Source organism: Mesorhizobium sp. WSM4813, from assembly GCF_055811555.1.
This window is the reverse complement of the sequence record NZ_JBVVQU010000029.1, coordinates 35,660-56,699: the sequence shown is the minus strand read 5'-3', so window position 1 is coordinate 56,699 and position 21,040 is coordinate 35,660. Positions and strand designations below refer to the sequence as shown.

The 21,040-nt window shown below is 63.6% G+C and carries 18 protein-coding genes, 1 tRNA gene and 1 pseudogene; 11 read left to right on the top strand and 9 right to left on the bottom strand.

What is annotated here, in order from left to right; translation table 11 throughout:
* Positions 1-359: 359 nt before the first annotated feature.
* Positions 360-434: transfer RNA gene (locus AC0L25_RS18255), tRNA-Gly, on the bottom strand.
* Positions 435-667: 233 nt separating this feature from the next.
* On the opposite strand from AC0L25_RS18255, the gene AC0L25_RS18250 reads away from it, so the two are divergent.
* The 4 genes from AC0L25_RS18250 (at position 668) to AC0L25_RS18235 (ending at position 3,625) form a co-directional block, all read left to right on the top strand.
* Positions 668-1,165 (top strand): prolyl-tRNA synthetase associated domain-containing protein, encoded by a 498-nt coding sequence (locus AC0L25_RS18250; RefSeq protein ID WP_473596788.1) that lies wholly within the window; start codon positions 668-670, stop codon positions 1,163-1,165.
* A gap of 93 nt (positions 1,166-1,258) precedes the next feature.
* Positions 1,259-2,260 (top strand): thioredoxin, encoded by a 1,002-nt coding sequence (gene trxA / locus AC0L25_RS18245; protein ID WP_473596787.1) that lies wholly within the window; start codon positions 1,259-1,261, stop codon positions 2,258-2,260.
* A gap of 174 nt (positions 2,261-2,434) precedes the next feature.
* Positions 2,435-3,106: an LON peptidase substrate-binding domain-containing protein gene (locus AC0L25_RS18240; protein WP_473596786.1), complete on the top strand. Its 672-nt coding sequence runs from the start codon at positions 2,435-2,437 to the stop codon at positions 3,104-3,106.
* Between the two features lie 282 nt (positions 3,107-3,388).
* Complete coding sequence (locus AC0L25_RS18235; RefSeq protein ID WP_095520024.1) at positions 3,389-3,625, top strand: Trm112 family protein; 237 nt, start codon at positions 3,389-3,391, stop codon at positions 3,623-3,625.
* 184 nt (positions 3,626-3,809) lie between these two features.
* Here AC0L25_RS18235 and AC0L25_RS18230 read toward each other — a convergent pair whose 3' ends face one another.
* From AC0L25_RS18230 to AC0L25_RS18220, 3 genes are read right to left on the bottom strand one after another with little or no spacing between them, the layout of a single operon-like run.
* The gene (locus AC0L25_RS18230; RefSeq protein WP_473596785.1) at positions 3,810-7,097 is read right to left on the bottom strand and encodes an error-prone DNA polymerase; all 3,288 of its coding nucleotides are present in this window, start codon (positions 7,095-7,097) and stop codon (positions 3,810-3,812) included.
* On the bottom strand, positions 7,094-8,575 hold the full coding sequence (locus AC0L25_RS18225; protein WP_473596811.1) for a DUF6504 family protein: 1,482 nt from the start codon (positions 8,573-8,575) through the stop codon (positions 7,094-7,096). The genes AC0L25_RS18230 and AC0L25_RS18225 overlap by 4 nt, the downstream gene beginning before the upstream one ends.
* The gene (locus AC0L25_RS18220) at positions 8,517-9,536 is read right to left on the bottom strand and encodes an ImuA family protein (RefSeq protein ID WP_473596784.1); all 1,020 of its coding nucleotides are present in this window, start codon (positions 9,534-9,536) and stop codon (positions 8,517-8,519) included. Before AC0L25_RS18220 ends, AC0L25_RS18225 begins: the two co-directional genes overlap by 59 nt.
* Before the next feature lie 174 nt (positions 9,537-9,710).
* Between AC0L25_RS18220 and AC0L25_RS18215 the strand changes: the two genes are divergently transcribed.
* Positions 9,711-10,133, top strand: coding sequence for a metallopeptidase family protein (locus tag AC0L25_RS18215; RefSeq protein ID WP_095495668.1), 423 nt, complete (start codon positions 9,711-9,713; stop codon positions 10,131-10,133).
* 162 nt (positions 10,134-10,295) lie between these two features.
* Here the strand turns inward: AC0L25_RS18215 and AC0L25_RS18210 are convergent, their stop codons facing one another.
* Together AC0L25_RS18210 and AC0L25_RS18205 are read right to left on the bottom strand one after the other, a co-directional pair.
* Positions 10,296-10,502 carry a DUF1737 domain-containing protein gene (locus tag AC0L25_RS18210; protein WP_473596783.1) on the bottom strand — a complete coding sequence of 69 codons (207 nt, stop codon included), beginning with the start codon at positions 10,500-10,502 and terminating at the stop codon, positions 10,296-10,298.
* A 2-nt stretch (positions 10,503-10,504) separates the two neighbouring features.
* Complete coding sequence (locus tag AC0L25_RS18205) at positions 10,505-11,407, bottom strand: HpcH/HpaI aldolase/citrate lyase family protein (RefSeq protein ID WP_473596782.1); 903 nt, start codon at positions 11,405-11,407, stop codon at positions 10,505-10,507.
* Between the two features lie 298 nt (positions 11,408-11,705).
* Here AC0L25_RS18205 and AC0L25_RS18200 point away from each other — a divergent pair, with 298 nt between their 5' ends.
* The 4 genes from AC0L25_RS18200 to AC0L25_RS18185 all read left to right on the top strand — a co-directional run bounded on the left by AC0L25_RS18200 (position 11,706) and on the right by AC0L25_RS18185 (position 16,751).
* On the top strand, positions 11,706-13,265 hold the full coding sequence (locus AC0L25_RS18200; RefSeq protein ID WP_473596781.1) for a DUF4153 domain-containing protein: 1,560 nt from the start codon (positions 11,706-11,708) through the stop codon (positions 13,263-13,265).
* 3 nt (positions 13,266-13,268) lie between these two features.
* Positions 13,269-13,964, top strand: a complete 696-nt coding sequence (locus tag AC0L25_RS18195) for a response regulator (RefSeq protein WP_473596780.1) — start codon at positions 13,269-13,271, stop codon at positions 13,962-13,964.
* A 59-nt stretch (positions 13,965-14,023) separates the two neighbouring features.
* Entirely contained in the window at positions 14,024-15,520 is a 1,497-nt protein-coding gene (locus AC0L25_RS18190; protein ID WP_473596810.1) for an ATP-binding protein, read from the top strand.
* Between the two features lie 64 nt (positions 15,521-15,584).
* Complete coding sequence (locus tag AC0L25_RS18185) at positions 15,585-16,751, top strand: NAD(P)/FAD-dependent oxidoreductase (protein ID WP_473596779.1); 1,167 nt, start codon at positions 15,585-15,587, stop codon at positions 16,749-16,751.
* Here AC0L25_RS18185 and AC0L25_RS18180 read toward each other — a convergent pair.
* Together AC0L25_RS18180 and AC0L25_RS18175 are read right to left on the bottom strand one after the other, a co-directional pair.
* Entirely contained in the window at positions 16,670-17,479 is an 810-nt protein-coding gene (locus AC0L25_RS18180; protein WP_473596778.1) for a DUF72 domain-containing protein, read from the bottom strand. The genes AC0L25_RS18185 and AC0L25_RS18180 overlap by 82 nt on opposite strands.
* 139 nt (positions 17,480-17,618) lie before the next feature.
* The gene (locus AC0L25_RS18175) at positions 17,619-18,044 is read right to left on the bottom strand and encodes a GNAT family N-acetyltransferase (RefSeq protein ID WP_473596777.1); all 426 of its coding nucleotides are present in this window, start codon (positions 18,042-18,044) and stop codon (positions 17,619-17,621) included.
* Positions 18,045-18,199: 155 nt separating this feature from the next.
* Here AC0L25_RS18175 and leuD point away from each other — a divergent pair, with 155 nt between their 5' ends.
* Both leuD and AC0L25_RS18165 read left to right on the top strand, forming a co-directional pair.
* Positions 18,200-18,805 carry a 3-isopropylmalate dehydratase small subunit gene (leuD, locus tag AC0L25_RS18170; RefSeq protein WP_473596776.1) on the top strand — a complete coding sequence of 202 codons (606 nt, stop codon included), beginning with the start codon at positions 18,200-18,202 and terminating at the stop codon, positions 18,803-18,805.
* A gap of 61 nt (positions 18,806-18,866) precedes the next feature.
* Positions 18,867-19,797: pseudogene (locus AC0L25_RS18165) on the top strand (hypothetical protein).
* A gap of 220 nt (positions 19,798-20,017) precedes the next feature.
* Here AC0L25_RS18165 and AC0L25_RS18160 read toward each other — a convergent pair.
* The gene (locus AC0L25_RS18160) at positions 20,018-20,812 is read right to left on the bottom strand and encodes a lytic murein transglycosylase (protein WP_473596775.1); all 795 of its coding nucleotides are present in this window, start codon (positions 20,810-20,812) and stop codon (positions 20,018-20,020) included.
* Between the last annotated feature and the right edge of the window lie 228 nt (positions 20,813-21,040).

Genomic DNA, 21,040 nt, shown 5'->3' with positions numbered 1-21,040 from the left:
GCGACGATAGGAACAGTCCCGGCCATTCCCTTAGCAGCGGCGACAACGTAGTGCTCCCGACTTGTGCCAATTTCGCTCTACAGACTACCTGAAGATTGACCAACGCGACAGCGGCTTGTGTAATAGGCCTTAGCAGAGCGCTTTTCTGGTAGCCTGCGCACTGCTACTGGTGCATCTCGGCTTAACTAGGAGGTCCACGACCCGGTGCTTGGCCAGCAAAGCGTGATATCTGGAAGAGGGCCCCACGGTGAGCATCTAATGGGCATCGTGCAGTGAGCGGCACGGCACCGCCCCGGCGCCAGACAGCAAAAAGGCCCGGATACCCGGGCCCTTTAAGCTTTTCAAATCTAAAGAAGATTTGGAGCGGGTGAAGCGATTCGAACGCTCGACCCCAACCTTGGCAAGGTTGTGCTCTACCCCTGAGCTACACCCGCTCGCGCGGCTTTTTGGGCCGCAAGCCGCGCCTATATGGCTGAAGGGCGCGGCGATTGCAACAGGGAAATCGCAGGTTTTTTGGCCGCACCCGGCGACGTAAACGAGCCTTCCCTAGCGTGGATAGGAACGCAATCGGCAGCCTTGCCGCGCAACGGTCTTGTCTCGGCCGCGTCATTGGCCGTAAACGGCATGATCCAAACCGCGACAACAAGAAGGCCCCACAAGAAACACCATGCCGAAATCCGAAGCCGAGCTTTTTGCCTTTCTCGCCGATCTCGGGATCGAAGTGTCGACCTTGCGCCATCCGCCGCTGTTCACGGTCGCCGATTCGCAGGCGCTGCGTGGAGAAATCGCCGGTGGGCACACCAAGAACCTGTTCCTCAAGGACAAGAAGGACAATTTCTTCCTGGTCAGCGTCGGCGAGGAGGCGGTGGTCGATCTCAGGCAGATCCACCATGTCATCGGCGCCGCCGGGCGCGTTTCCTTCGGTAAGCCGGAGATGCTGATGGAGCTTCTCGGCGTCGTACCGGGTGGGGTCACGGTGTTCGGCGTGATCAACGATACAGAGTTGCGGGTCAAGGTCGTTCTCGACCAGGAGTTGATGGGCCATGCGGTCATCAATGCCCATCCGCTGACCAATGAGGCGACGACATCGATCGCCGCCGCCGACCTCGTCAAATTCGTCGAGGCAACCGGGCATGATGCTGTTATCTTGAAAGTCACGGCATGATCGCCACATGGATGACGATAAACCGACTTCTGACTGAGAATTAAGGACCTTGCGCCGGGCCGCTGGCTGGCGGCGCGACCGAAAGGGTACGAGATGAGCGACAACAATCAATTTGGCGGCCCATTTGGCGGCAATGGCGGACAGTATGCCACCACAGTGCAGTATGGCGGCGCTGACGCCACTTCGGCGAAAGTCGCGCTTGGCAGCGAGTCGCCTGTCGCTGTCGACGTCATCAAGGATACGACGACCGCCACATTTGCAGCCGACGTCATCCAGGAATCGCGCCGTCAGCCGGTGCTGGTCGATTTCTGGGCGCCATGGTGCGGGCCATGCAAGCAACTGACGCCGCTGCTGGAAAAGGCGGTCACGGCCGCTGGCGGCAAGGTCAAGCTGGTCAAGATGAATATCGACGACCATCCTTCGATTGCCGGACAGCTCGGCATCCAGTCGATACCGGCAGTCATCGCCTTCAGGGATGGCCAGCCGGTCGACGGCTTCATGGGCGCCATTCCCGAGAGCCAGATCGCCGCGTTCATCCAGAAGGTCGGCGGCAAGGGTAATGGTGCGCCGCAGGTGGCCGAGGCGCTTGCCGCGGCCGCGGAGGCGCGCGCCGCCGGCGATGTACAGACTGCGGCGGACATCTACGAGGCGATCCTGGAACAGGCGCCGGACACGATCGAGGCGATTGCCGGGCTTGGCGATCTGCTGTTCGAGGCTGGCGATGCCGAAGGCGCCGAAGCCGTGCTGGCGCGGGCGCCGGAAGCCAAGAAGGATGCGCCGCCGCTCGCCGCACTGCGCGCCAAGATGGCGCTTGCCGCGCAGGCAGCTGCACTTGGCAATCCGGCCGAGCTCGAGCGGCGCCTGGCTGAGAACCCCGGGGACCACCAGGCACGGTTCGATCTTGCCATGATCCAGAACGCCAACGGCGAGCGCATGGCCGCAGCCGACAATCTCCTGGCGATCGTCAAAGCCGATCGCTCGTGGAACGACGACGGCGCCAAGACGCAGTTGCTGCAGTTCTTCGAGGCATGGGGCATGACCGACGAGGCAACGCTGGCGGCGCGGCGCAAATTGTCGTCGCTGTTGTTTTCCTGAGCCCGCATCTGTTTTTGCTTGACGGCCTTGCGGTCGACGACGGCTGCGCCAGATTAGGAGGCCTGATCCGTTCTTCGCCTGGTGACGATTTTGGGTCTGGTGACGATTTTGGGTCAGGTTGCGGGGGGACGGCGGGCTTGATGCGCTTCTTGAGGGAGCGAGCGGAGGTTTGACGTGCAGGCGGGAAACGCGCATTACCGGCTCGATACGGATTTGCCGCCGACGGTTCCGATCTTCCCGCTTGAAGGCGCCCTGCTGCTGCCGGGCGGCCGCATGCCGCTCAACATTTTCGAGCCGCGCTATCTGGAGATGGTCGACGAGGCGATCGCCGGACCGCGGCTGATCGGCGTCATACAGCCCAGCCTCGACGGCGCGCGGCGTCCCGACGGCGAGCCGGCGCTTTGCAATGTCGGCTGCGCCGGACGCATCATCGCGCTTTCCGAGAGCGGCGACGGCCGCTACCTGATTTCGCTGCAAGGTGTGTGCCGGTTCCGTATCGTGCAGGAGCTCGCGGTCAAGACGCCCTTCCGCCAGTGCCGGTTTGCGCCCTTTCTCACCGATCTCGATGAAGATCAGGCAGAGGCCGGGATCGACCGGCCGGCGCTGCTCAAGGCGTTTCGCGCCTATTTGCAGGCCAACGATCTTGAAGCCGACTGGGAAAGCGTCAGCCGCGCCGAAAATGCCATGCTGGTCAATGCGCTATCGATGATGGCTCCCTATGGGCCGGCCGAGAAACAGGCGCTGCTCGAAGCGGCGGACCTGAAGACACGCGCCGAAACGCTGATCGCCATCACCGAAATAGCGCTGGCGCGCGAAAACGAGGATTTCGGCTCGAGTCTGCAGTAGGCAAAGTGGAAGGACGCAGAGCCAATTGCGGAAGTCGGCGCCGCCCCTCATCGCCCTGCCGGGCACTTCTCCCCGTATAGGGACGGGGAGAAGGGGCTGTCGGCAACCTTAGCGGACATTCTGCTACGCGGGTGATTGGCGAAACCATCGACGAGCGCCCCTCTCCCCGTCACTATACGGGGAGAGGATGCCGGCAGGCAGGTGAGGGGCAGCGCAAACGCCCGAAGATTGAGGACGAACGCGAAAACCGGAAGTGATTGCCCCCAGAGAAGGACAGACCGAATGGTGGATGGGCGTGATGGAAAGAAGGCCAATGTCGATCCCAAGCTGCTGGAATTGCTGGCCTGCCCGCTGACCAAGGGCCCGCTTACCTGGGATCCAGAGCGCGGCGAGCTTATCTCGAGGGTCGCACGGCTTGCCTATCCGGTGCGTGACGGCATCCCGATCATGCTGCCTTCGGAGGCGCGTTCGCTCCCCTTCGAGGACGGATTGCCGCCGCGCCTGGGTGGACCATCTTGAAGCGTGGTGATCCTTCGCGCCCCCCTCTGTCCTGCCGGACATCTCCCCCTCAAGGGGGGAGATCGGCCGTTACCGCCGCTTTCGCCAATCATCACCGTCGCAGGAGTGAGCGGAGCGCCAAAGCTGCCAATCTCCCCCCTTGTGGGGGAGGGCAGAGGGGAGCGCTGTCCCGCCGACACATCCCCTACTGAAAATTCCGCCCCTTGGGCATGACCCTTTCTGCCTTCCCCGATAGTGTCGCGATATCCTGCCGGCCGTTTTGCACGACGGGTACGTCGGGCTTCTCCTCCAAAAGCACGGACAGCCAGGGCGTCAAATCCTCGACCTTCTCGGCGACGATATGGATGACGTCCGATTCCGACTGCAGTTTGCCGGTGACACGCACCAGCCGCGCGCCCATGACAATGGGCCGGTAGCGGTTGAAGGTTCTTTCCCAGAAAATGACGTTGGCCACCGCTTGCTCGTCTTCCAGCGTCAGGAAAATCGCTTTGGCGTTACCCGGCCGCTGCCGCACCAGGACAAGGCCGGCGACCGAAACGCGCTTGCCGTCCCGAACTTGGCCGAGGCGCGCATTGGGCGTGACGCCGGATCGATCCAGCCGCTGGCGCAGAAAGGCAAGCGGATGCGCCTTCAGCGACAGGCCGAGCGAACGGTAGTCGTGGACGACATGCTCGCCGAGCGGCATTGTCGGGAGCCTGGTCTCGGGCTCGAGGTCGCGCAAGCGGATCGCCGGCCGGTCGAACAGCGGCAGGGTCTCAGCGGCACTCCTGCCGTCGAGCGCGCGGACCGCCCACAGGGCGTCGCGGCGGTCGAGGCCGAGCGAACGAAACGCGTCGGCTTGCGCCAGTTTCTCGATCTCATCGACGTAGAGGCCTGAACGCAGCCAGACATCGCGAACGGTTGCGTAGCCGTCGCCGCGTCTGGCGACAAACACCTCCATGCGCTCCTTCGACAGGCCCTTGACCTGGCGAAAACCCAACCGGACGGCATGATTGGTCCGGATGACGCCGCGCATTCCGGCATGGCGGCCGAGGATGCGGGCCGGGTCGAAGGGTGCGTCCTCCAATGCGCAGTCCCAACCGGAAAAATTGACGTCGACCTCGCGGATTTCGACGCCATGGTCGCGCGCGTCGCGGACAAGCTGAGCCGGCTGATAGAATCCCATCGGCTGGGAGTTCAGGATCGCGGCGCAGAACACGTCGGGATAGAAGGTCTTGAACCAGCAGGAGGCATAGACCAGCAGGGCGAAGGAGGCGGCATGGCTTTCGGGAAAGCCGTATTCGCCAAAACCCTCGATCTGCTTGAAGCAGCGCTCGGCGAAGTCTTTCTCGTACCCCCTCTTCATCATGCCATCGACCATCCGCTTGCGATAATTGCCGATCGTGCCGGTGCGCTTGAAGGTGGCCATGGCGCGGCGCAGTTCATCGGCCTCGCCCGGCCTGAAGCCGCCGGCGACGATGGCGATCTTCATCGCCTGTTCCTGGAACAGCGGCACGCCCAGCGTCCTGCCGAGTATCTCTTCCAGTTCCGGCTTGGGGTATTCGGGCTTTTCCTTGCCCTGCCGGCGGCGCAGATAGGGGTGGACCATGTCGCCCTGGATCGGGCCCGGCCGCACGATCGCCACCTCGATGACGAGGTCATAGAATGTTTTCGGCCTGAGGCGCGGCAGCATCGACATCTGGGCGCGCGATTCGATCTGGAAGACGCCGATCGTGTCGGCGCGGCAGATCATGTCGTAGACATGTTTGTCCTCGGCAGGGAGGGTGGCCAGCACATAGGGTTGGCCATAGTCATCCCGTGCCTCCGGATAATAATCCCTAAGCAGGGTGAAGGCGCGCTGCAGACAGGTCAGCATGCCGAGCGCCAGCACGTCCACTTTAAGGATTTTCACCGCGTCGAGATCGTCCTTGTCCCACTCGACCATCTTGCGTTCGTCCATCGCCGTCTTGATGATGGGCACGATCTCGTCGAGCCGGTCCCTGGTGATGACGAAGCCGCCGACATGCTGGGACAGATGACGGGGAAAGCCCATGATCTCGTTGGCGCATTCGATCACATGCCTTGTCGATGGATCGGTTTGATCGAGGCCGCCGGCCCTGGTCTCCTTTTCGCCGAGCTCCGATGTCGACCAGCCCCAGATCGAGCTGGACAGCGCGCTCCGGACATCGTCCGACAGGCCCATCGCCTTGGCCACTTCGCGCATCGCCGACCGGCCCCGGTAGCTGACGACGGCTGCGGCCAGCGCGGTGCGCTTGGCGCTGTATTTGGAATAGATGTACTGGATGACCTCTTCGCGCTTTTCATGTTCGAAATCGACATCGATGTCGGGTGGCTCGTTTCTTTCCTCGGAAATGAAGCGCTCGAAAAGCGAGTCGATCCGCTCGGGTCCCACTTCGGTGATGCCGATGCAATAGCAGACCACCGAGTTGGCCGCGGAGCCACGCCCCTGGCAGAGTATGCCCTGGCTGCGGGCGAATTTGACGATGTCGTAGACAGTCAGAAAATAGCGCGCGTAATTCAGGCGCTCGATCAAAGCGAGCTCTTCCCGGATGCGCTTCGTCACATCGGCGGGAACGCCTGAGGGGTACCGTATCGCCGCTCCCTCTCGAGCCAGCCTTTCCAGCTCGGCCTGTGGCCCTAGGCCCGATTCCGTCGGTTCGTCGGGATAGTTGTACTGGAGGTCACTGAGAGAGAAGCTCAATTCGCCGGCAAAGCGCAGCGTTTCCGCCAGTGCTTGCGGATGCCTGCGGAAAAGCCGCGCCATTTCCATTGGCGGCTTCAAATGGCGCTCGGCATTGGCCGCCAGTTCCAGTCCCGCTTCAGCGATAGGCACGTTGAGGCGAATCGCCGTCAGCACGTCCTGTAACCGGCGCCGTTCGGACGTATGGTAAAGAACGTCGTTGGTCGCCATCAGCGGAAGGCCTGATGCCCCAGCCATGGCAGCCGCCTGTTCTATACGGTAGCGGTCGTTGCCGTGATAATCCGGCGAAACGGCAAGCCGCAGGTTCTTGCCGAAGCGATCCTTGAGCCGGCTAATCAAAGTGAGATCATCCGCCGCCGGCGCCGACAGATCCGGCAGGATCGCCAGGGACATGAGATCGCCCCATTCGAAAAGGTCGTCGCGGTAGAGAAGCGGTGCGCCCTTTTCGCTATCGTCGCGCATATTGGCTTGCGTCAGCATGCGGCACAGATGGCCCCAGCCCTTGCGGTCCTGCGGATAGGCGAGAACATCAGGCGTGCCATCGCAAAAAACCAGGCGGCAGCCGGGATGATAGGAAACACCTTCCACCTTGGCCTGCTGCCAGGCGCGCACGACGCCGGCCACCGTGTTGCGATCGGCAAGCCCTATCGACGAAAATCCGAGGAACTTTGCCGCGACCACCAGCTCCTCCGGCTTCGAGGCTCCGCGCAGGAACGAGAAATTCGACTGGATGCCGAATTCGGCATAGGGAATGGCCGCCAGCGCGTTCATGCGAAGACCCCATGCATGAACCAGCGCGGCGCGGCGTGCGAGGTGCCGTAGAGACCCTGGCGGTAGAGCCAGTAACGGCGGCCGTCGCTATCCTCGATGAGGAAATAATCCCGGGTCGGCGCGCCCTCCTGCCCCGCCGCCTCCCGCCACCATTCCGGGGCGATGCGTTCGGGCCCTTCGGCGCGCGCGACCCGGTAGAGAGCCCGCCGCCAGCGGAAGTTCATTGGCGGTCCCTCAGGCATTTCGGTGGCCGGCACCTCGATCGGTTCGGGCGAACGGAACAGCCGGATCGGCCGTTCCGGCCGAAAGACAGGCTTGGAGGAAGTGTCTTTCATCTTGTCCGGCTTCTTCGGCGGAGAGATCCTTTGCGGCGCCTCCGCATAGGGAAGCATGGCGACGGCGCGCTCGGGCAGATGACTCTCGACGGCAACCGGTTTCAAAACCGCGCTGTCGCCGAGCCGAGCGCGGATGCGGTCGGCGAAAAGGGCGATGTCGGCGCCGTCGTCGCGCGTTTCGCCGGCGAGATCCGCCTGCTGCATGTCGAAGGCCGCGGCCGACAGCACCGAGAGGCGCACGAGATCGAAGCCATAGCCGGCATCGATGTCCTGTTCGAGCGCGGCAAGCCTTTCGTGAAACAATTTTTGGATCAGCAGCGGCTCGCGCAACGGCCGCGAGGTGCCGACGGCGATGCGGCTGACGGCGCCGTCGACGCGGAAAAGCAGCAGCGCCAGCCTTCTTGCGCCCTCGCCGCGGCGCTCGAGATCCGCCTTCAAAGTCGTCGCCAGCATTTTCACCAGCCGCTCTATTTCGTCGGTCAGCATGATGGGTTCTGCGAGATGGCGTTCGACCGAAAGCGGCGCGATCGGCAGGCGCGGCGACACGGCCTCGTCGAGGCGGCCGAGCGCCTGATCGAGGCGCAAAAGCAGCGAGACACCGAAGCGGCGGGCGAGCGGCGCACGCGGTGCTGCCATGACGGCGCCCGCCGTGCGCAGACCGACGCTTTCCAGGCTGGCGCGAATGTCAGGCTCGATGCGCAGCGCCGCCAGCGGCAAGGGTGCGAGAAGCGCTTCCTCCTCGCCACCGGGGACGATGCAGTCACTGGCGAACCGCGCTGCAGCCCAGGCAGCACCAGGTGTGGCGGCGAGGCCGGCGCGGACATCAAAACCCTGATGGAAAAAGCGCGACAGGATGTCGTCCAGCATCGAGCGTTCGCCGCCGAAAAGATGGGTGCAGCCGGTGACGTCGAGAAACAGGCCATCGGCTGCGTCGAGCGCCACCAGCGGGGTATAGCGGTCGCACCAGTCGGCGAGGCTCTCGAGCAGGCGGCGGTCGGCCTCGGGATCGGCTTCCACGACGTCGATCGACGGATGCATGGCGCGCGCGTCGGCTATGCCCATGCCGCGCTTCAGATGAAGCGCCTCAGCCCGCTCGTCGAGGGCGGCGATGCGTTGCGCGTTCGCTTGGCGATGGCTGATCACCAAGGGCAGGTGATCCGACGGCCGCGAACGCCAGGACCGCCCCAGACGCTGCCGCAGGATCCTTTCCGCGGCGAGGTGCGGAAACCACAGGGACAGGATTCTTTGCCCGTTCTTGCCCGGCCCTTCTTTCCTCGAAACTGCGTTCATCGGGGTTCCACTCCAGTGTGAATTGTCCCGGCAAGGCCGTGCGGCTCTTGCCGATGCTGACGGTGAAGGCGGGACGGCCGATCGAGCTGGCGAGCGGCCCGGCGATCGTCTGGCGGGGTGCCGATGGCGCCGTCGACAGGACGAGGCGGACGGGTGCTGCCGTCGGCTCGGCCTCGCCGGCCTGGCGCAGCAGGAATACCGGCCGGCCGGCATTCTGCGCCCGGGCGTGCAGCCGTCGTGTCGCGGTGAGATCCAGCCGCTGCGGGCTGCCGCGGATTTCGAGGATGACGGCGGCGAGCGCCGTCATCCGGGCGGCTTCCTCGGCGACCCACAGCGCATCGAGGAGCCTTGGCGCCTCGGAAAACAGCAATTGCTCCGGCTCGATGCCGAAAAGGACATGAAGCCCTCTGGCATAGGGGAAGCCTGCCTCGCGGAAGACCTCTGCGGTGCCGATCCACAGGACCGGCAGTCGCGGCCCCTGTTTGAGGATCAGGCTGACGAGCGACATGGCGAAGCCGGCGACGGCCCCGGCATCACGTGTCGCGGCGCCATGGATCTCGCTCAGCGCCGCCTTCGGCAGGCCGCCGCTGAGCGCGGTGTCGAGACCTTCGGCGCCGGTGCGCAGAAACGCATCGGGCGGCGCCACGGCGAGGCCGCGGCGGACGATTGTGAGATCAGCTGTTGGATTCTGGGGCGCATCAACGGGGGCTGCGCCGGCCGGCGCCTCCAGGCGCTCGGGCAGCGTTCCCTCGATCTTCGCGATCTGGCGGCGCAGGGCAAAAACAGTCTCCCGCGCCACGGCGCTTGTCGCCATGACGGTCAGCTTCCACTCACAATTGTTCTTGTTATGTTCCTATAGATTCCAGAGGGCATCCGAAGAGTCAAGCGGAGTCATGGGGAATTTATTCCTGCCCGCGCGCAGGCGGCAACCCGGCCATTTGCCGAGCCCGGCTCGAAAGCCTATATGCCGGGATTAGAAGGACAAAGCATGGCCCGCATCTACAAGACCCGCACCTGGCACGACCAGCTTTCGCCGTCGATGGAGGAAATGGAGTTCCTGGCGCTGGAGGCTTACGCCCATCTGCCGGAGGAATTTCGCAAGCTGACCGGCGAGATCGTCATCCAGATCGCCGAATTCCCGACCGACGAGATCATGGACGATCTGTCGCTGGAAACGCCTTTCGACCTGCTCGGCCTGTTTGAGGGGCGCGGCATCGCCGAGCGCTGGAACCCGCAGACCGGCGAGGGGCCGAACCGCGTCACGCTCTACCGCCGCGCCATTCTCGACTACTGGGCCGAGAACGAAGAGACGCTGGGCGACATCGTCACCCATGTGCTGATCCACGAGATCGGCCATCATTTCGGCCTGTCGGACGATGATATGGAGCGGATCGAAGAGGCGGCGGAGTAGTGTGCTGATATTCAGGTGATGCCGGCCTGCGAACGGCAGTTTCCTGCGCTTCCGGTGCTCACGTACCCAAAAGTACGCTCCGCTCCGGTTCTCGGAAACCACCATTCTCGGCGCGGCCTGACCTGAATCTCAACACACCCCTGCGTCGGAGCTTTGCAAAATCTACCAGTCGCTGAGCTTGGTGTCGGGCCCGTATTCCTGGCCCTCGACATCCTTCACCACGGCCTGACCGCAGCGCATGGCCTTGGCCTCCATGTCGTAGGAATAGGTCGGCGAGCCGAACAGGTGCCAGCCCTTGTTCAGCGCCGCCGTTACCTTGTGGCAGAAGCTGGAATCGTCCGGACCGGACAGAAAGCGGTAGAGTTTCATTTTCATTCCTGTGGTGGGTTGCCAATCAATGCCCCGATGGCGGCCGCGTTCGCCAGCAGTTTTTCGGCCTGCGCCAGATGCAGCCGCTCGACCATTTTTCCATTCAGCGCAATGACTTGCCTGCCAGCATTTTCGGCAAGCGCGAAGGCATCTTTCACCGCACGCGCCTCGGCCACGGCTTCGGCAGATGGTGCAAAGGCCCGGTTCGCGGCATCGATCTGGGCCGGGTGGATCAGCGACTTGCCGTCAAACCCCATGGCGGCCGCTTCCCCGCATTCGCGCGCAAAAGCGTCCAGATCGCGAAAATCATTGAAGACACCATCGAGCAGGTCGAGGCCACCGGCGCGCGCGGCGAGCACCATCTGCATCAGCCACGGTGTGAGATAGCGCCGGTCGGGCGTGGCGAGAATGCCGGTCTCCTTGATCAGATCGTTCGTTCCGGCAACGAAACAAACCAGCCGCGAGGCCGGATCGCGGCCAAGCTCGGCAATCGGGCCGAGGTTGAGCAGAGCCTTGGGCGTTTCGATCATCGCCCATAGTTTCACCTCGTCGGGTGAAAAATTGTCGTCGAGAACGTCGCCGGCTTCCAGAACATCGCGCGGCGTGTCGACCTTGGGCAGCAGGATGGCGTCGGGCTCGCAGCGTGCCGCAGCCAGCAAATCGTCGGCGCCCCATTCGCTGGAGAGCGGGTTGATGCGCACGACCAGCTCGCAGGGCCGGCCGGGGCGATTGGCGAAGATGCCGGCCAGTTTTTCCCGCGCAGAAACCTTGTCGGCCGGGGCGACGGCATCTTCGAGATCGATGATGACGGCATCGCAGGCCAGCGACGAGATCTTGGTCAGAGCCTTGTCGTTCGAGGCCGGGACGTAAAGCACCGAGCGGCGCGGGCGATAGGTTTCAGTCATCTCAAATCTATGCCGCCTGCGGCCGGTCGAGGCAAGCCGTCTTCGCCTGCATAAAAACTGCATAAAACTCCCGAAAATCTCCTCGGATCCGCCCCGCCGCCTGCATGCCGATCCACGATATAGTCGGTATGCAAGAGCGAGAAAAACCCCGCTGGTCCCTGCCTTATCGGCTCCGCAATGACGGTTGGTGGCTTGTCGATCCACCCCGGCCGGATGGTTCGGCGACCCTCTTCCCCTTCATCCGCAAATCTCCGCCCCGGTTTGCCGGCCGGATCAAAGCCGCTGAGAAAATCCGATCATGACATCGTTCCTTACGGCCGCGCCGAGCTATTGCGCGCGATTCGGCGTTGCCGTCCTGCTTGCCGCGCTGGCGGATTTCTTCTTCTATGGGCAACCCGTCGGCATCACGCTTTTCCTGTTCGGCATTATGCTTGCCGCCGCCGCGGCGATCCAGTCTTCGACGCTCAGCGCCCGCGCTCTGTGGCTCGCACTCGCAGCTTTGCTTGTGGCGCTGCTGCCGCTCATCGAAAATGTCAGTGCGCTGTCCGTCGCGATCGGGCTGGCGGCTATGGCGGTCTTCGTGCTTTCGCTGGTCGGCCGGCTGCGGCGCGGGCTTGCCCGCATCGCCGGCCAGCTTGTTGCCTTCCTGCTCGCAGCACCCTTCCGGTTCGTCCACGACTTCTTCCGCTGGCGCAAGGCGGCACGGCGGCTTGGCGGGCAGCGCATCCGTCTCACAGCGATCGCCGTCTGGGTCATGCCGTTGACCCTAGGCGCAGTGTTCCTCGCGCTGTTCGGCGCCGCCAATCCGGTCATCGAATACTGGCTGTCGCTGATCGATCTCCTCGCACTGCTCGACCTCATCCAGCTGCCGCGGCTGGCCTTCTGGCTGGTCGTGCTTGCCGGCGTCTGGGCCTTTCTGCGCCCGCGCCTGCCGCGCTTTTTCCGCCGCATTGCGCAGCTAGCTGCGCATCCAGCATTGCCTATCCCCCTCGGGGTGACGACGACAAAACCCGCCAAGGCGATCGAGGACATCATCTTTGGTAAGGCCGCCGTTCTTCGCGCGCTGGTCGTCTTCAACGTCCTGTTCGCGGTGCAGACCGCGCTCGACGCCACCTATCTGTGGGGCGGCATCGCCCTTCCCGACGGGCTGACCTACGCCGCCTACGCGCATCGCGGCGCCTATCCATTGATCGTCACCGCGCTGCTCGCCGCCGGTTTCGTCCTGGCGGCGCTTAGGCCGGGAAGTGCGACCTCCGGCGATCCGTTCATCCGCCGGCTGGTCTATGTCTGGGTGGCGCAGAACATCGTTCTGGTCATCTCGTCGATCCTGCGCCTCGACCTCTATATCGGTATCTATGCGCTGACCTATTGGCGCGTCGCCGCCTTCGTCTGGATGGGGCTGGTGGCGGGGGGCCTTGCCCTGATCATCGCCCGCATCGCACTCGAAAAATCCAATGAATGGCTGCTTTCCGCCAATCTTCTGACGCTTTCGATGACGCTCTATGCCTGCGCCTTCATCAACTTCGCGGCGCTGATCGCCAGCTACAATGTCGAGCACTCATTCGAAATGACCGGCCAGGGCACTAAGCTCGATTTCTGGTATCTGCGTTCGCTCGGTCCCAGCGCCTGGCCGGCGCTCGATCGCTTCCTCGAGTATCAGGGCAAGACGAATGCGCCCAGCCTTCCCTCTTACCGCGGACTCGCCCGTTTGCTTGGGCAGGACGAGGCCCGCTATCGCGCCGGCCAAGAAAACTGGCGCGCCTGGAGCTTTCGCGACTGGCGGCTCCTTCGTACTCTCGACACACATATCCCGTTCGTGGTTCCTCAGGGCTCCGAACCCTTCGTGCCGGGCCGCTGATTCATGCCGCATCATATTCTTGTCGCCGACGATGATCCGCACATCCGCGAGATCATCTGCTTCGCGCTCGAAAAGGCGGGGATGAAGACGGTTGCGGTATCGGACGGTGCCGCCGCCTTGCAGGCGATCGAGCGCCGCGCGCCCGACCTTGTCGTGCTCGACATCGGCATGCCGGAGATGGATGGGCTGGAGGTCTGCCGCCGGCTGCGGCACACATCGGATGTGCCGGTGCTGTTCCTGTCCGCGCGTGATGAAGAAATCGACCGCATCCTCGGGCTCGAAATGGGCGGCGACGACTATGTCACCAAGCCGTTCAGCCCGCGCGAGCTGGTCGCCCGCGTTAACGTCATCCTGCGGCGCGCTCGCCCGACAAAGGCGGAACAGACCGACGACCGGCAATTCTCGCATGGCAGGCTGGCTTTGCTGCCGGCCAGCCACAGCGCCAGCTTCGACGGAAAGCCGCTGGTACTGACGTCGATCGAGTTCGCGATCCTGAAAGGGTTTCTGGCACGCCCAGCACATGTGCTTGGGCGCGACATGGTGATGGCCAATGCCTATGCCGGCAACATCCATGTCGCCGACCGCACCGTCGACAGCCATATCCGCAACGTCCGCGCCAAGCTGGCGGCGGCCGGCTGCACGGATGCGATCGAGACCGTGCATGGCGTCGGCTTCCGGCTGGGCCGGTGCGGCGCGTGACCGGGCATAAATGGCGGCCGCGCCTCGCCACGATCGTTGTTGCCATCCTGATCATGGTGATGGCGCTGCCGCTGGTCGGCCTGTTCTTCTTCAGGCTCTACGAGAACCAGCTGATCCGCCAGACCGAGGCCGAGCTGATCGCACAAGGTGCCGCCCTTGCCGCCATCTACGCGCAAGAGGTCCGCGACGCCGGCATCCCGGCCGAGAAGCTCGGCGCGGCCATGCCTGCCGAAAGGGACAATCCAGACTCTCCCTACCGGCCGATCGAACCAAGCCTCGATCTTGCCTCCGACAGGGTTCTGCCGACCCGTCCTGCGGCGACGGCCGCCATTGTCGATCCAGCCTTCGCGGCGATCGGCGCGCGGCTGTCGGGCATTCTTGCCGAGACGCAGAAAACCACGCTTGCCGGCTTTCGGCTACTCGACCCCAAAGGCGTCGTCATCGCCGGGCGCGAGGAGGTCGGCCTGTCGCTCGGCGCCGTCGTCGAAGTTCGCGCAGCACTTGCCGGCCGCTACGCCAGCGCGCTCCGGCAGAGGATCTCCGACGAGCCGCCGCCATCGCTCTATTCGGTCAGCCGCGGCACGAGAGTCCGCGTCTTCGTCGCGATGCCGGTCGCGGTCGACGGCAGGGTCGCCGGCGTGGTCTATCTGTCGCGAACGCCGAACAACATCGTCAAGCATCTCTATGGCGAGCGCGGCAAAGTGGTGCTGGCGGCGATCGCCATCCTCGGCGGCACGCTGCTCATCGCCCTAGTCTTCCTGCGCACCGTCAGCCGACCGATCTACGCGCTGATGGAACGGACAAAGCGCATCGCTGCTGGCGACCGCGAAGCCATCAGACCGCTCGATCATCACGGCACGCGCGAGATGGCCGCACTTTCCGACGCCTTCCTCGACATGGCCGAAAAGCTGCATGCGCGCTCCGACAGCATCCAGACCTTCGCCACCCATGTCTCGCACGAACTCAAATCGCCATTGACGGCGATCCAGGGGGCGGCCGAACTGCTGCGCGATTCCGGCAGCGCAATGGACGAGGCCGAGCGGCGGCGCTTTTCCAACAATATCGTCACCGATGCCGGGCGGCTCAATTTGCTGGTGCGCCGCCTGCTCGACCTGGCGCGCGCTGAAAATCTTGCGCCCAGCGGCGAAAGCACGTCGATTGCCGCCGCGCTGGCGCTGCTGCCGGCCGAGACCGGGCTGGCGGTCCGTGTCGAGGCCGGCGGCGATATCCGCCTGCGCATGTCGGCCGAGAACGCGGCAATCGTGCTCGCCAATCTCATCGACAATTCGGCGCGCCATGGCGCAACGCTCGTTTCGATCATGGCGGCGAGCGCGGACGGCAAGGCGACGATCCTGGTGAGCGACGACGGCGCCGGCATTTCGCCCAGCAACCGGGAGCGGATATTCGAGCCGTTCTTCACCACGCGCCGGGATGCAGGCGGCACCGGCATGGGCTTCGGCATCGTGCTGGCCCTTCTGAAAGCGCATGATGGCACGATCCGCCTGGTTGACTCCGAGCGCGGCACGCGCTTCGAGATCATCCTGCCGGCTGTATAAATTGGAGCCTGATTCCGAAAACCGGCTTTTCGGGATCATGCTCTAGAACTGGAGACGCAAAAAAGTGCGCTACGACGTCGTCATCATCGGCGGAGCCATCGTCGGCTCCTCGATCGCCTATTATCTGCGCGAGGAAGGCTTTTCGGGCTCGATCGCGCTGGTCGAGCGCGACCCGCAATTCTCCCATGCGGCAACGACGCTGTCCTGTGCTTCCATTCGCCAGCAGTTTTCAATTCCCGAGAACATCCGCCTGTCGCAGTTCACGCTGAAACTGTTCCGGCGGCTGACGGAAGAGTTCGGGGCCGACGCCGATATCGGCTTTCGCGAAGGCGGCTATCTCATCCTTGCCGGCGAGAACGGATTGCCGATCCTCAAGGCCAACCACGAGACGCAGACGGCCGAGGGCGCCGACATAGTGCTTGAGGATGCGGAGGCGCTCGTCCGCCGGTTTCCGTGGCTGTCGGCCGAGGGCATCACCGCCGGTGCCTATGGCCGCACGGGCGAGGGCTGGTTCGACGCGCATGCGATGCTGATGCTGTTCCGCAAGGCGCTGCGCGAGAAAAAGATCGATTTCATCACCGCTGATGTGACCGGCATCGAACGGCAGGGCGACCGTGTTACCAGCGTCAGCCTCGACAATGGCGAGCGGCTCGAGGCCGGCATCGTCGTCAACGCCGCCGGGCCGAATGCCGGCAAGGTTTCCGCAATGGCCGGGCTGGTGCTGCCGGTGGAACCGCGCAAGCGCAACGTCTTCATTTTCGAGGCGCGCGAGAAATATGACGACATGCCGCTGCTGGTCGATCCCTCAGGCATCTATGTCAGGCCGGAAGGTTCGGTCTACATCACCGGCGGCGCCGAGCCGGAAGAGGGCGACGGCCCTGCCGACCCAGCCGATTTCGAGCCCGACTGGCCGCTGTTCGAAGAGGTGATCTGGCCGGTGCTGGCCACCCGTATTCCCGCCTTCGAAGCAATCAAGCCGACGCGCGCCTGGGCCGGCCATTACGACTACAACACGCTCGACCAGAACGCGGTGATCGGACCGCATCCTGAGGTGAAGAATTTCCTCTTCGCCAACGGGTTTTCCGGTCACGGCCTGCAGCAGGCGCCGGCCGTCGGCAAGGCGCTGGCCGAGCTGATCGTGCATGGCGGCTACCGCACGGTGGACTGTTCGGCGTTTGGGTACAGCCGCGTCGCAGAGGGGCGGGCGTTTCGGGAGTTGAACGTGATTTGAGGCGCCATCGCGGCCACGGCAAGGGCGTTGCCGAGCGCATGGCCCTTAACCGTGTTGTCGAAAATGCACCAGACCTCAGCGCCCGTCGCACTCGCCGCATCCAGCCGCTGCCTGATCTCGATCAGGCTTTCGGCGTCATAGTCCGAGTAATAGATACGCGGCGCGCCATGCAGGCGGAAATAGACGAGGCCCGGCCAGCCGGATGGCGTGGCTGCAGCGGGAACGCGAGCCGGATCGGCTGCGACACGCGCCACACGGAAGCCGGTCAGAAGCGCATCGGCGTCCTGTTCGAACCAGCTCGCATGACGTGGCTCGCACGCTAATTTCAGATCGGTCTGCTTTCGCAACAGACCGAAGAAGTCATCGGCGACGTGCGGGTCGAAGGGTAGGCTCGGCGGCAACTGCACCAGCAGCGCTGCAAGTTTGTGACCGAGGCCTCCAGCCTGTTGCAGGAATGTTTCGACAAGGTCTCCGCAGTCGGCGAGCCTACGCTCGTGCGTCACCGCCTTGGGGACTTTCACGCAGAAGCGGAAATCTTGCGGCACCGAACCAGCCCAGCGTTCGTAGGTTTCGCGGCGATGCGGCTTATAAAAAGACGAATTGATTTCAACGACGCCGAGGCGGTCGCCATAACGCTCGAGGTGCGAGCCGGAATCCGGAAAAAGATCCTTGTAACGTGACGGGATGCTCCAGCCGGCCGTGCCTATGAAGCACCGATGCTTTTCCATGCTGAAGATGTGGACAGGGCACTGCGCAGGTCAAGGGAGTCTACTAGGCCGAAACCACGCGGCCAGCGCTCACCTGTCCCCACTATTCCGCGTGCTCGGCCGCTGCTTAGCTCCGGCCGGCAGAGAATGATGGCAGTCGTCAGCGCTCGCGGCCGAACCAGAACGCGTCGGCCATGCGCGCCATGCCGATCCGTTCGTAGAAGCCGACGGCTTCGGGCACGGAAATCAGTGAGATGGCTACCGATGGCCCGAGCTGCCGCCGCGCTTCGTCGAGCAGGCCCTTGCCGATGCCGAGCCCTTGCGCCGATTTGCAAATGGCGAGCTCGGAAATATAGCACACCCACGAGAAGTCGGTGATGCCTCGGGCGAGGCCAATCAGCGGCTTGCCAGGCGCATCGAGCCGCGCCGTCAACACCAGATCGGCATTGGCAAGCATCGCCTTCAGACGGAGGTCGTCATCAATAGGCCGAGTGACGCCGAGGCCGGATTCCACCAGCACGCGGCGGAACTCGGCTGCGTCGAGGGCCGGTTCGCTGGCGTAGAGGACTTTGGGACGTGTTGTCATGCCGGCCAAGGTGCACCATAGGGCGGCAACTTTGAAGCGGTCTGTAGCTCCAGGACCAGGGCCAGCCGAAAACAGCCGCCTTTTATTTGCCTGCAGCTTTGTGTAAACCGGGCGCCAACACATCCCCGCAGCGAAAAGAAGACGGGCAAAGACCTATGGAAAAATTCACCAAGCTCACCGGCGTTGCCGCGCCGATGCCGATCGTCAATGTCGATACCGACATGATCATCCCCAAGGATTATCTCAAGACGATCAAGCGCACCGGGCTCGGCAGCGGGCTGTTCGCCGAAATGCGCTACAAGGACGACGGTTCCGAAAACCCCGACTTCGTGCTCAACAAGCCGGCCTATCGCAAGGCGCAGATCCTGGTCGCCGGCGACAATTTCGGCTGCGGCTCGTCGCGCGAACATGCGCCGTGGGCGCTGCTCGATTTCGGCATACGCTGCGTCATCTCGACCTCGTTCGCCGACATTTTCTACAACAACTGCTTCAAAAACGGCATCCTGCCGATCACCGTCAGCCCCGAGGATCTGGAAAAGCTGATGGACGATGCCTCGCGCGGCTCCAACGCAACGCTGTCGGTCGACCTCGAAGCCAAGGAAATCCGCGGACCGGACGGCGGCGTGGTCAAGTTCGACCTCGACGACTTCAAGCGGCACTGCCTCTTGAACGGGCTCGACGATATCGGGCTGACCATGGAGAAGGCCGACGCCATCGCCGCGTTCGAGAAGAAGAACGCCGAGCTGCGCCCCTGGGCCTGAGCGGTACGATGACCCCGGCCGCGACAGGCCGGGTTCGTGGCGGCTGAACGAAGGGACAGTCATGACACGTTCGCTGCTTGCCGGCGCCTGCGCGCTGGCGTGGATTCTGATGCCGGTGGCTGGCGCGCATGCACAGACCGACATGGTGCTGGTGCCGGCTGACGATGCGTCCGGCGGGGCCGCCGACCGGGGCGCGTCGAGCAATGCGGCCCTAGCCGACGATGACAGCCAAGCACCGGTCCCGTTCGAGAGCGGGCAGCTGACCATCACCCAGCAGGAAGAGTATGGCGAGAAGGTGCTGGCCTATGACGGCAAGCAGCTGGCCAGCAATTACGAGGTGTCCTTCGACAAGATCGTCAAGCTCGGCGGGGTCAACGTCGCGCTGGTCGATGTCGGCGATGGCGGCAACCAGTGCGGCCCGGCTACGGTGATCGTGTGGAAGCCGGAAGGCGGCACCATCCAGAGCATCACGGTCGATCAGGATGAATGCGGCGCGCCGCCGGCTGCGATCTCCGACAGCGCCATCTATTTCGTGCCTTATCTTTTGCCCGGCGTTTCCAAGCCGGCGCTGCAATGGTCGCCGATGCACGGGCTGACGACTTCCGGCAATCACACCTATATGCCGGAGCCCGGCACTGACTGGAAAGACGTCGATCCCGTCGAAATACGACAACATCGTCGACGCCTTCCACAACGAGGCCATCTACAGGCTAGCCGAGACGCTGCTCGGCAAGGAGATGCCCGAGATGGCGACCAGCCTGCTGGTCGGCGGCGGCACCGAGAAAACCGCCTCGGGCGCCTTCTATGCCAGCGGCTGCGTACCGCACGATTGCGGCGGCAATGACGGCTTCATGGCGGTCGACCCGGCCAACCACAAGCTCTATTTCGCCAGGCGCGGCGACAAGCCGGAGCCGGACGCTTGGCCGGCTGTGAACACGTGGCCCGCCGAGGTCAGGAAAGCGATGGACAGGGCGCTCGGCTCGCCGAATTAGCTTCTTGCTTCGCGCCTTCGTTCCCGCGGCGGGGCCGAGCGGCGGCAGTCGTACCCTTAGAGCGGTTCATCGTTTCACGGAAACGCCGAACCGCTCTATCTCTTTGTTTATGCGCAATTCCGGACGGAAAACCGTTTCACACTTTTCCTGGAATTGCTCTAAAGCATCAACAAAAAAGCCCGGCGCATGGCCGGGCTGTTCCGTCGAACAGAAATTTCTATCAATCGCCATCGATCGCCGTGGCCATGCGGGCGATGGCCTGTTGATAGACGCTAGCGGAATTCCAGCCGGCAATTGCGCCCATATTCGCCTGCGCGCTCGCGCCGGCCTGCCAACCATGACCTCTGAGGAAGTTGGCGGTGGAAGCCAACGCAGTGGCTTTGTCGCGCAGATTTTTGTTGCCAACTCCATATGTCAAAACATTTCCCGGCAGGAACTGCGTGTGGCCGATCTCGCCATGCGCGGCACCGACCGACGAGGCGCTCAACGCTCCGCTATCAACCAGCTTCAGGGCTGCAACAGCATGCGGGTAGAAGAACTCCGGGCGGCGGCAATCATAGGCAAGCGTTAAAATGGCGGAGACCGTATTCTGCTTGCCCAAGAAGGAACCGAAGCCGGTTTCCATACCCCAGATGGCGAGCAACACACCCGGCGTCACGCCGTAGGTCCGTTCGATCTTGTCGAACAGCGCGGCGTTCGACTTCTTCAACGAACGGCCCTTGGAAATGATGGTGGACGCGCCGCGGCGCTTCATGAAATTTTCCACCGAGCCGCTGAAAGCCTTGTGGATAGCGCGGTCGACGCCGATCGTCTTTGTTGCGTAGGTCGCGCGAGCCAGGGCGGCCAGACCCTTCGAGCCTACGCCGCTGGCCTTTGCTTCCTGCGCGAACTCCGCCTTCCAGGCTTCGAAGCCCGCGCCCGTATTGCCGCACTGGGCGGCCTGTGCACCTGTTGCCACCGCAAGCATCATCGATGCCGCCGCCGCGAAAATCTTTGCCTTGGCAAAAAATGCCATGTTGCTCTCCTGGTTGCCTGGATCTTGTCCCAAATACGAATTTGCCAGCGAAACGCCCGCTTGTCACTGTTGGAGCGGCGTGCGCCCGCTTGGATGCAGTACGCTCCGGCACTTTACAATCTGCGCATCGTGCTTTCCGAGAATCGGAGCCGACTTTCGGGCCGATGCGCTAAGAACTCGTTTACGCATCATCGCCGCAGCGCTGGCGAATGCCGGAGAACTTGCTTA

Excerpts from the sequence above, each read along its gene's own strand:
- AC0L25_RS18250 (WP_473596788.1), top strand. The coding sequence starts at position 668 with ATGCCGAAATCCGAAGCCGAGCTTTTTGCCTTTCTCGCCGATCTCGGG.
- trxA (WP_473596787.1), top strand. The coding sequence starts at position 1,259 with ATGAGCGACAACAATCAATTTGGCGGCCCATTTGGCGGCAATGGCGGA.
- AC0L25_RS18235 (WP_095520024.1), top strand. The coding sequence starts at position 3,389 with ATGGTGGATGGGCGTGATGGAAAGAAGGCCAATGTCGATCCCAAGCTG.
- AC0L25_RS18230 (WP_473596785.1), bottom strand. The coding sequence starts at position 7,097 with ATGAACGCGCTGGCGGCCATTCCCTATGCCGAATTCGGCATCCAGTCG.
- AC0L25_RS18220 (WP_473596784.1), bottom strand. The coding sequence starts at position 9,536 with ATGGCGACAAGCGCCGTGGCGCGGGAGACTGTTTTTGCCCTGCGCCGC.
- AC0L25_RS18215 (WP_095495668.1), top strand. The coding sequence starts at position 9,711 with ATGGCCCGCATCTACAAGACCCGCACCTGGCACGACCAGCTTTCGCCG.
- AC0L25_RS18210 (WP_473596783.1), bottom strand. The coding sequence starts at position 10,502 with ATGAAACTCTACCGCTTTCTGTCCGGTCCGGACGATTCCAGCTTCTGC.
- AC0L25_RS18205 (WP_473596782.1), bottom strand. The coding sequence starts at position 11,407 with ATGACTGAAACCTATCGCCCGCGCCGCTCGGTGCTTTACGTCCCGGCC.
- AC0L25_RS18200 (WP_473596781.1), top strand. The coding sequence starts at position 11,706 with ATGACATCGTTCCTTACGGCCGCGCCGAGCTATTGCGCGCGATTCGGC.
- AC0L25_RS18195 (WP_473596780.1), top strand. The coding sequence starts at position 13,269 with ATGCCGCATCATATTCTTGTCGCCGACGATGATCCGCACATCCGCGAG.
- AC0L25_RS18190 (WP_473596810.1), top strand. The coding sequence starts at position 14,024 with ATGGCGCTGCCGCTGGTCGGCCTGTTCTTCTTCAGGCTCTACGAGAAC.
- AC0L25_RS18180 (WP_473596778.1), bottom strand. The coding sequence starts at position 17,479 with ATGGAAAAGCATCGGTGCTTCATAGGCACGGCCGGCTGGAGCATCCCG.
- AC0L25_RS18175 (WP_473596777.1), bottom strand. The coding sequence starts at position 18,044 with ATGACAACACGTCCCAAAGTCCTCTACGCCAGCGAACCGGCCCTCGAC.
- leuD (WP_473596776.1), top strand. The coding sequence starts at position 18,200 with ATGGAAAAATTCACCAAGCTCACCGGCGTTGCCGCGCCGATGCCGATC.
- AC0L25_RS18160 (WP_473596775.1), bottom strand. The coding sequence starts at position 20,812 with ATGGCATTTTTTGCCAAGGCAAAGATTTTCGCGGCGGCGGCATCGATG.